We start from the raw sequence: 10979 nt of genomic DNA on the forward strand, positions 1-10979 counted from the left end.
AGGGATTCACGGCCTCCACGACGGTCTCGAACGGCACGTCGGCGTGCGCGAAGGCATCGAGATCGGTGAGGCGAACGCCGTCGAGGACATCGGTGAAACTCGTCGCGGTGTTGATCGGGGTCCGCAGCACGAGGGTGTTGACGAACATACCCACGAGCGGGTCGAGGACCGACTGTCCACGCCCGGCGATCGGCGTCGCGACGGTGATGTCGTCGGTCGAAGACAACCGCGCCAGCAACACCGCGAGTCCGCCGTGCACCACCATGAACGGGGTGACGCCGTAGCGCTGGGCCGCGGCGGTGATCTGCTCCCCCAGTTCGGCCGGCAGCGTGAACTCCACGCGGGCACCGCGATGCGATGCCACCGCCGGCCGCTCGCGGTCGGCAGGGAGGTCGAGAACCTCCGGCACACCGTCGAGTTTGTCTGTCCAGTACGACAATTGGCGGCCGACCACGGAGTCGGGGGCGTCCGGGGAGCCGAGCGCACGGTGCTGCCAGATCGCATAGTCGGCGAACTGGACCGCCAGCGGCGCGAACTCCGGCGCACGACCGTCGGCACGCGCCACATACGCCGACACGACGTCGGTCACCAGCGGCAGCAGCGACTCACCATCCGCCGCGATGTGGTGGGCGATCACCGCGAGCAGGTGCTCGTCGTCGGCGACCCGGCACAGGCGAACCCGCAGCGGCCAGTCACCGGTCACGTCGAACCCGGCGGTCATCGCCGAGTCCAGCTCGGCCGGAGAGTCGACCACGGCCCAGTCCAGCCGCTCGTCCACCAGCTCCGCCGGGTGGACGAGTTGGACGCCGACACCGTCGACGGGCGGGAAGGTCGTGCGCAGCACCTCGTGGCGCCGCACCACGTCGGCGACTGCGGTCCGCAGCGCCGCGACGTCGATGTCGCCGGTCAACCGCAGCACGGCCGGAACGTTGTAGGTCGCGGTACCCGGCTCGAACCGGTTGATGAACCACATCCGCGTCTGCGCGAAGGACAGCGGGATCGGCTCGGGACGCGGCGACACCGCAACGAGCGGCGCCAACCCCGCACCGCGCGTGGACACGGCGGCCGCCAGCGCCCGCACCGTGGGGGTCTCGAAGATGTCGCGCACCGACACGTCGGCGCCGAGTACCTCCGAGACACGGGCCGCGACCCGCATCGCCGACAGTGAGTTGCCGCCGATGTCGAAGAACGATTCGGTCACGCCGACCCGCTCCACACCGAGGACGTCGGCGACCACGGCCGCGACCGCCGTCTCGGGCCCGGACGCCGGCGCGACGTACTCGGCCTCCTCGAACACCGGCTCCGGCAGGGCACGCCGGTCGAGTTTGCCGGAACTGTTGAGGGCGATGTCGTCGAGGGTCATCCACACCGACGGGCGCATGTACTCCGGCAGCGCCTCGGCGACGGTGGCCTTCACCGCGTCGGTATCCACAGTCGATGGCGACACGTAGGCGACGAGTTGCTGTCCACCGCCAGGGGTTTCGACGACGGTGCAGGCGGTGTGCACGACACCGGGCGCCGACGCGATCACCGACTCGATCTCACCCAACTCGATCCGCTGACCCCGCAACTTCACCTGGAAATCCGTACGACCCAGATACTCGATCGCACCACCAGAACTCCACCGCACCAGATCCCCGGTCCGATACAACCGCGCACCCGCCACCCCGAACGGATCCGCCACAAACCGCTCCGCGGTCAACCCCGACCGCGACGCATACCCGCGAGCAACCTGCACCCCACCCAGATACAACTCACCCGGCACACCCGGCGGCACCAAACGCAACCGCGCATCCAACACATACGTCGACGTATTCCACACCGGCACACCGATCGGCACCACGTCGGGCGCGTCGGAAACGTCCACGTAGGCGACCTCGACGGCGGCCTCGGTGGGACCGAACAGGTTGTGGATCGACACCTGGGGCAGGAGGTCGTGGGCGTGGGCGACGACGGCCGGCGGCAGCGCCTCACCCGAACAGAACAGCCAGCGCAACGAATCCAGTGAGCGGATCTGTTCGGCGGGCACCACGTCGAGGAACACCGACAACATCGACGGCACGAAATGCACCGACGTCGCCCGCTGATCGGCGATCAGATCGGCGATGTAGCCCGGATCGGCATGGCCTCCGGGCCGCGCCACGACGATCGTGGCGCCGGTCATGACCGGCGCGAACAGCTCCGGCACCGACACGTCGAAGGTGATGGGCGTCTTCAGCACCACGCGGTCGCCCACCGTCCAGGGGTAGGCGTCCAGGCCCCACCACAGTCGGTTGACCACCGATCGATGCGACACCGTGACGCCCTTGGGCCGTCCCGTCGACCCCGACGTGAACAGCGTGTACACCGCGTGGTCGGACCGCAACGGCGCCAACCGATCCGCATCCGTGACCGGCGCGACCGACAGATCCACGTCACCGGTGGTGTCCACCTCGATCACGGTGACCGCGTCACCGAGGGCCGTCACCGACTCCGGTGTGGCGCCGACGCCGACGAGCACCGCCCCGACATCCGCCGTCTCGATCATGTATTGCACGCGATCGGCGGGGATCGACGGGTCGATCGGCACGTACTGGCCACCCGCGGCGACGACCGCGTGGATAGCGACGACCAGCTCCACCGAGCGGTCCATCGAGACACCCACGGCCACATCGGGTCCCACACCCGCGGCGATCAACTCCCGCGCCAGCACGGCGACCCGCGCCCCGAACTCGGCGAAGGACACACTGCGCCCGGAGAACACCAGCGCGGTACCGTCGGGCGTCCGGAGCACCTGCGCGGCAACGGCATCGGAGACCGACCCGGACGGCACCGCCTGGTCCGCACCGACCGAGAGCGCCGAGATGGTCGCGACCGCGTCGTCGGTCATCATCGGCACGTCGGCGACCAGCGATCCCGGCGCCGACACCGCCGCGCGCAGGATCTCGCGGATCGCGTCGGCGAACACCGCGATCTGTTCGTCGGAGAAGGCGTCGGGGAGGTACTTCAGCGTGATCGAGAGCCGATCGCCCATCGGGGCGGTGATCATGTTGAGCGGGTAGTGCGTCGAGTCGCTCACCACCGCCTCGCGGATGTCGAGTCCGCCGGTCAGCGCGGCGTCGGTGGTCGACAGTGACTCGGTGTCCACCGGATAGGACTCGTGCACGGTCAGCGTGTCGAACAGCGCACCGCCGAAACCGGAACCACCCGAGGCGTTCGTGGCCAGCGCCATCAGCTCCGGCAGACCCAGGTGCTGGTGGTCGAGCACCGACACCTTCGCCGCCTGCAACCGCGACAACACCTCGGCGATCGGCGCCTGCGGATCGACGTCCACCACCGCGGGCAGCGTGTTGATGAACAGACCGACCATCGACTCGACGCCTTCGAGGTCGGCCGGGCGACCCGACACGGTCTCGCCGAAGGCGACCACCCGATTCCCGGTCAGCCGCGACAACAGCACCCCCCATGCGAACTGCAGGACGGTCGCGACGGTCGCGTCCTCGGTGCGCGCCAACGCCTCGAGCGCGGCGGTCAGTTCGGAGTCCACGATGACCGTGTGATTGCGCGGCAGCGAATCCCGGGTCGCCTCGGCTCCCGGCGCCACCAGCGTCGGACCCTCCAGCGGGGCGAGCACCCCGCGCCACGCCGCCAGCCCGGCCGCATGGTCGGCGCCGGCGATCTGCCGCAGGTGGTCGCCGAAATCGGTGGTCCCACGACCGATCTGGGCGGTGTAGGTGGTGCCCGAGGCGTACAGGGCCAACAGATCGGCGAGGACGAGCGGACCCGACCACCCGTCGAAGAGGATGTGGTGGTTGGTGATGACGACGCTCACGCCGTCGGCGTCGCGCACCACGACGACTCGCAACAGGGGCGGCGACGACAGGTCGAAGGGTTCGACACGCTCGGTGGCGGTCACCTCGTCCACACGCCGCCGGCGTTCCGACTCGTCGACCGCGCCGAGCTCGACGGTGCGCCAGGGCACCGACACCTCGTCGGGCACCACGGCCACCACCGCACCGCCCTCGGTCTGCAGGAAGGCCGACCGCAGCACCCGATGGTGTCCGACCAGCGCCGTAACCGCAGCGCGCAGGCGCCGCTCGTCGACGTCGCCACCGAGCCGCAGCACCGCCTGACTCACGTACACGTCGACCGCGTCGGCATCCGGATCCGCGCCGGCCAGCGCGGACTGCAGATACAGGCCGTGCTGCAGCGGGGACAGCGGCCAGATCGCGGCACCCGGATAGCGGTTCGCCAGCAGGTCCAGATCCGCCTGCGACACACCCGTTCCGGGGACATCCGAGGGCGACGGCCCGATGTCGGGGCCGTGCGACACGACGTCGACGATGGCCGCCAGCTCGGCCGACCACCGATCCGCGAGACCAGCCACGTCCTCGGCGGACAGGATCTCCTCGACGAACAAGAACTCGGCCGACAGCTCACGGCCCGCCTCGGTCACCCGGGTGCCGACGTTGACCGTGAGGACGTTCATCGCGGCCATCGCCCCCGACACCGTCGCAGGCAGCGGCGGCGCATCGGGGTCCACCATGAACGGCACGGCGATCTCGTCGCCGGCACCACCACGTCCGCCGGCGCCGAAGAAATTGAAACCGATCGAGGGCAGCGCACGGCCCGCCAATCGCTCGTCGCCGAAGCGCAGCAACCCGAAGCCGGCGCCGCGGTCGGGCTGACCCAACCGCTCCTCTTTGGCCGCCTTCACCGCGTGTACGGCGTCGTCGGCCGGGTCGAGGTTCATCGGGGTGATGGTGGTGAACCATCCGACGGTCCGGGACAGGTCGGCGCGTCGCGGGTCCGCACCCGAGGCCACGAGTTCCTCGTAACGCCCGTGGCCCTCCACCAGGACGCCCACCGGCGCGTCGTCGGCGATGCCGTGCGACTGCTGCCACGACCGCACCGCCCGCGCCAGCGCCGCGAGCAGCGCATCGTTGACGTGACCGCCGAAGGCCTCCGGGACCACCGTGACCAGCGCCTCGGTGACCGCCGCGTCCACGCGGTGACGCACCGACGAGACCGCCGAGAACCGGTCGCGCGCACGGTCGAAGGAGGTACCGAATCCGGTCGGGGAACCCAACCGCGACGCCCAGTAGGACAGTTCGTCGGTGCGCTGGGTCGTCTGCGCGGCCATCGCGGCGTGCCATGCCTGTGCGGAGGTGACCTCCGGACGCACCTGCGGCCCGTGACCGGCCTGCAGCTGACCCCAGACGGTGATCACGTCCTCGATCAGAATCGGCCAGGACACCGCATCCACCCCGAGGTGGTGCACGGCCAGCACGACGCGGGCCGCGTCGGCCCCTGACACCACGACCGCCGACACCAGGACACCCGCCGACGGGTCGAGCCGGGCCAGCGCATCCGCGTGCGCCGCGGACAGTGCTTCGGTGAACGCGGCCGAGCCCAGCGCCGCCGGGGTGCTCGCCTCCCGGACGACCGGGCGCGCGCCCACACCGGCGGTCAGCACCCATTGTCCGTCGACCTCGGTGAGGCGCGACGACAACATCGGATGGGCGTCGACGACGGCGCCCAGCACCTCGGACAGCACGTGCGGCTCGAGGCCGTCCGGGGCGAACAGCACGACGGCCTGGGAGAAGTCGGCGAAATCGGCTGCCGAATCGGATGATTCGAGCATCCAGGACACGACCGGCGAGATCGCCGTGGCGCCCGAGCCGTCCCCCGGCTCGGCAAGCATCGGCAACCGATCGCCCCCGGCCGACAGCGCCAGCGCCATCGCGCGCACCGATTTGTGTTCGAAGATGTCACGCGGCGAGAGCGACAGACCCACCGCGCGGGCCGCCGACGACAGCTGGATGGACAGGATCGAGTCACCGCCGAGGGCGAAGAACGACTCGGTCACGCTCACCCGGTCCAGCCCGAGTACCCCGCCGACGACCTGCGCGAGCGCAACCTCCGTCGACGACGACGGCGCCACGTATTCGGCTGCCTCGGTGTCGATCACGGGTTCGGGCAACGCACGCTTGTCGAGTTTGCCGGCCGGTGTCAGCGGCAACGCGTCGAGCACCTGCAGGCTGGCCGGCACCATGTGCGAGGGCAGTCGCTCGGCGACGAAGTCCGCCACCGCAGCGACGTCGACCGACGCGTCGGCGACCACGTAGCCCGCCAGGGCGGTCGCGACCGAACCGCCCACCCCGACGACCACCGCCGACGAGATCGCCGGATGCGATTCCAGCACGGTCTCGATCTCGCCGAGTTCGATCCGCAGTCCGCGCAGCTTCACCTGATCGTCGCTGCGGCCGACGTACTCGAGAACGAGTGCCCCGGCCACCAAACGGGTCCAGCGCACCACGTCTCCGGTGCGGTACATCCGTTCACCTTGTGTCCCATAGGGATTGGCGACGAATCGTTCGGCGGTCAGACCGCGACGGTCCAGGTATCCGCGGGCCAGCGCCACTCCGGCCGCATAGAGGTCACCGGCCACCCCGACGGGGACGGGGTGCAGTCGCGAGTCGAGCACCAGCAACCCGACCCCGTCGATCGGACCGCCGATGTGCACCGGTTGCCCGGGGGTGAGCGCATGACTCATGGCCACCGCGACCGAGGCCTCGGTGGGTCCGTAGGCGTTGAAGAACTCCAGTCTCGGCGCCCACCGGTCCACGAGTGTCTGCGACACGGCTTCGCCGCCGGACGCGAGGACCTCGACGTCCGGCACGGAGTCCGGTTCGACGGTCGCGAGGACCGTCGGGGTCAGGAAGACATGGGTCAGGGCCTGCTCGTTGATGAACGCCGACAGCATGTCCCCGCCGAGGACACCCTCGGGGCGGTAGATCAGCGCGGCGCCCGACACCGACGCCATCAGCCATTCGAGGATCGAGGCGTCGAAGCTCGGCGAGGCGAAACCGAGAACCCGCGACGACTCGTCGACGCCGAACCGGGCGATCTCGGCGACCGCGAAGTTGTGGATACCCCGGAAGGTCACCGAGACACCCTTCGGTGTGCCGGTGGAACCCGAGGTGTAGATGACATAGGCAGTGGCGTCGAGGTGAGCGGCCACCGGCAGTTCGTCGTCCCGGATGCCGGTCGCGTCGAGGAGCCCCAGCTGCTCGGGCGAATCGATCTCCTCCATCGCCGTCCAGTCGACACCCGCGACGGGCAGCCCGGCCCGCACCTGAGCAGTGGTCAACCCGATCCGCACCCGCGAGTCGGTGAGCATGTGCTCGATCCGCTCGGTGGGATAGTCGGGGTCGATCGGGAGGTAGCCGGCACCGGTCTTGGCCACAGCCCACATCGCGACCAGCAGGTCCGCGGAGCGCCCGATGGCCAGCGCGACCAGCGTCTCCGTCCCGACGCCGCGCGAGATCAGCCACCGCGCAAGGCGATTGGATCGCTTGTCGAGTTCGGCGTAGGTCAGCACCGTGCCGGTCGCGTCGGCGACCGCGATCCGGTTCGGGTGACGGCCGGCGACCTCGGTGAACACGTCGGCGAGCAGCCGCGGCGCCGTGGCGCGGCCACCGGTGACGGGCAGCAGGGCCGCGGCCTCGTCATCGGCGAGCAGCTGCGAGTCGCCGATGGGCAGGGTGGGATCGGCGGTGAGCGCATCGAGCAGTCGCACCAGTTGCGCCGCCATGTGTTCGGCGGTCGACGCATCGAACAGATCGGTGGCGAAGATGAGGGAACCGAGCCAGCGGTCGCCGGCATCGGTGATCCCGACGGTGAGGTCGACCTTCGCCGGAACCTCCTCGACGGCAATCGAACTCACCTCGACGCCGGCGACGTCGTGGGCGAGGATCCCACCCGCGGCGAATTCGGAGAGCACGGACTGGTCGAAGGAGAGCAGCACCTGGGTCAGCGGGGCGAAGGCCTCCGACCGCACCGGATCGAGACGCTCGACGACCGTCTCGAAGGGCACGTCCGCATGCGCGAACGCGTCGAGGTCGGTGGTGCGCACCTGATTCAGCAGTTCGGCGAACGACATCCCCGGATCGATCTCCGACCGCAACACCAGGGTGTTGACGAACATGCCGACGAGCGGATCGAGCACGCGCTGCCCGCGACCGTGGATCGGCGTGCCCACCGTGATGTCCGAGGTCGCCGACAGCCGCGACAGCAACACCGCGAGCCCCGCGTGGACCACCATGAACGACGTCACGCCGTAGGCGCCCGACACGATGCCGATCCGGTCGACGACCCATTCGGGCACCTCGAAGGAGACCTGGGCCCCTCGCTGCGTCGCGACCGCCGGTCGCGGACGGTCGGCGGGCAGTTCGAGCACGTCGGGTACGCCGGCCAGCTGCGCCGACCAGTACGAGAGCTGGCGTCCGACGATCGAATCGGCGTCGTCGGCCGATCCGAGCACCTGATGCTGCCAGATCGCGAAATCCGCGAATTGCACATCGAGGGGTGCGAACTCCGGTTCCGCGGAGGCGACCCGCGCCGCATAGGCGGTGACCACGTCGGACACCAGCGGTCCCATCGACTCGCCGTCGGCCGCGATGTGGTGCACGACCAGACCGAAGACGATCTCGTCATCGGTGACCCGCCACCACCGGGCGCGCATGGACCACTGCGTCGTGACATCGAAACCGGCGGTGATCGCGGCGGCCAGTTCGGTCTCCGACCTCACCTCCGCCCAGTCGAGTCCTTCGGCGACCTCGGAGGCCGGATCGATGACCTGCACGGGTGAGCCGTCGACCGATGGGAACACGGTGCGCAGCACCTCGTGGCGGATCACCACGTCCACCAGCGCCGCACGCAACGCGTCGACGTCCACCGAGCCGCGCAGACGCAGCACCACGGGGATGTTGTAGGTCGCCGCCGTCGGGTCGAACTGGTTGATGAACCACATCCGCAACTGGGCGAACGACAGCGGCACCGGCTCCGGGCGCGGCACGACCGCCACCACGGGCGCCAGACCGACACCGCGGCCACCGATCACCTCGGCCAGGCCACGCACATGGGGAACGTCGAAGACGTCACGCACCGACAGTTCGACGTTGAAGGTCTCCTCGGCCCGCCCGACGATCCGCGCGGCGGCCAACGAGTTACCGCCCAGGTCGAACACCGACTCGGTGACACTGACCTTCTCGAGACCCAGCACATCGGCGACGATCTCGGCGAGGATCTTCTCCGTCTCGGTGCCGGGCGCCACATACTCTGCGGCGCCCTTGATCTCGGGTTCGGGCAGCGCCCGACGGTCGAGTTTGCCGTTCACCGTCAACGGCAACAGATCCATGATCATCACCACGTCGGGCACCATGTACCCCGGCAGCGTGCCGGCCGCGGCGACCCGGATCTCCGACGGCGTGGCCGCCTCGGCCGTTTCGAGGACGACGTAGCCGACGAGCAGTTCGTCGCCGTTGTCGCGGCGTTTGACCGCGACCGCGGCCGCGTCCACACCCGGTGCACCCAGCAGTGCCGTCTCCACCTCCCCGAGTTCGATCCGGAAGCCACGCAGCTTGACCTGCGCGTCGGAGCGGCCGAGGTATTCCAGGGTGTCCCCGCGGCGGATGGCGAGGTCACCGCTGCGGTACATGCGGCTGCCGTCGGCGGCGAACGGGTCGGCGACGAAACGGGTCGACGACAGACCCGGGCGGCCGAGATAGCCACGGGTGACCTGGGTGCCGCTGACGTAGATCTCGCCGGTCACCCCGTCGGGGGTGGGTCGCAGGCGGTCGTCGAGAACATGGATCGTCAGGTTCGGCAGACCGTCACCGACGTCGGAACCCTTCGCCGACACCACGAACTCCGGGTCCAGCGCCCGGAACGTCGAGTGCACCGTCGTCTCGGTGATCCCGTACATGTTGACCAGGACCGGACCGACCCGGCCCTCGGCCTCCATACGGTCGGCGTACCAGCGCCGGACCTGCGCGAAATCCAGAGCCTCTCCGGCGAAGACCATGTACCGGACGCTGTCGGCGAGCCGGGTCGGCGAGTCCGGCCGGACCGCGGCCGCGAGCTGGTAGTACGCCGACGGAGTCTGGGAGACCACGGTGGCCTGTTCGGCGATCAGCAACCGGGCGAACTCGTCGGGGCTCCGCGTGGTCAGGAAGTCGACGACGACGAGGCGTCCGCCGAACAGTAGCGGCCCCCACATCTCGAACACCGAGACGTCGAAGGCGTAGGAGTGGAACATTGTCCACACGTCGCTTTCGGTGAATCCGTAGTGCTGCTGCGCCGCCGCCATCAGTGCCACGACGCTGCGGTGTTCGACCACGACGCCCTTGGGACGTCCGGTCGATCCGGACGTGAAGATCAGGTAGGCGGCGGTGCGCCCGTCGACCGTCGCGGGCAGGGCCGGCGCCGCGTCGGCGTCGGCGGCCAGCTCCTCGATGGTGTGCCGCTCGACCTCGAGGAAACCGAGCGCCTCCCGGCCGTCGCGGTCGGTGATGATCAGCGTCGGTGCCGCGTCGCCGACGATGAACGCGAGCCGGTCGGCGGGATGGGAGGTGTCCAGGGGCAGATAGGCCGCACCGGTCTTGAGGATACCGAGGATCGCCACCATCACGTCGACGGTGCGCGGGGTGGCCAGGCCGACCACACCGCCGGGGCGCACACCGTAGGCCAGCAGGCCCCTGGCGACCGCGTCGGAGAGCTCGTCGAGTTCACGGTAGGTCAGGGCGGCGCCGTCGACGTCCGTCACGGCCACACGGCCGCCGAACCGGTGCACCGCCGACCGGAAGATGCCGGGCAGCGATCCCCAGTCGGTGGTGCCGGCGATCGCGCAGGCCCGGTCCCGGATGTCGGCGACGGCGCGCTGGATCGCTGCCGCGATCCCCGCCGGGTCGAGCCCGTCCTTCGGGATCAGGGCGGTCACGATGGCGCTCACCGCGGCCTCGGTGTCGAGGCCGCGTGCGACGAACACCGACGCGGTCGCCGACACACGGTTGTCGAGGTCGGCGAAGGTCACCACCGTACCGGCCGTGTCGATGGCGACGGTGTCCGGCTCGAGTTGCGCCGCAATGGTGATCAGGTCTCGCGTCGGCGGCCGCTGTCCCCATCCCGTAGAAATGTCAACTGCGTCCAAGCCGGTT

Annotated in this window: 1 protein-coding gene; it reads right to left on the minus strand. The window is 69.9% G+C overall.

The genetic code is table 11. The features are described from left to right. The coding region (locus GORHZ_RS09325; protein WP_006332348.1) for a non-ribosomal peptide synthetase at window positions 1–10972 on the minus strand (10972 nt) is incomplete at its 3' end. Between the last annotated feature and the right edge of the window lie 7 nt (window positions 10973–10979).

The organism is Gordonia rhizosphera NBRC 16068 (assembly GCF_000298195.1).
Classification (GTDB): domain Bacteria; phylum Actinomycetota; class Actinomycetes; order Mycobacteriales; family Mycobacteriaceae; genus Gordonia; species Gordonia rhizosphera.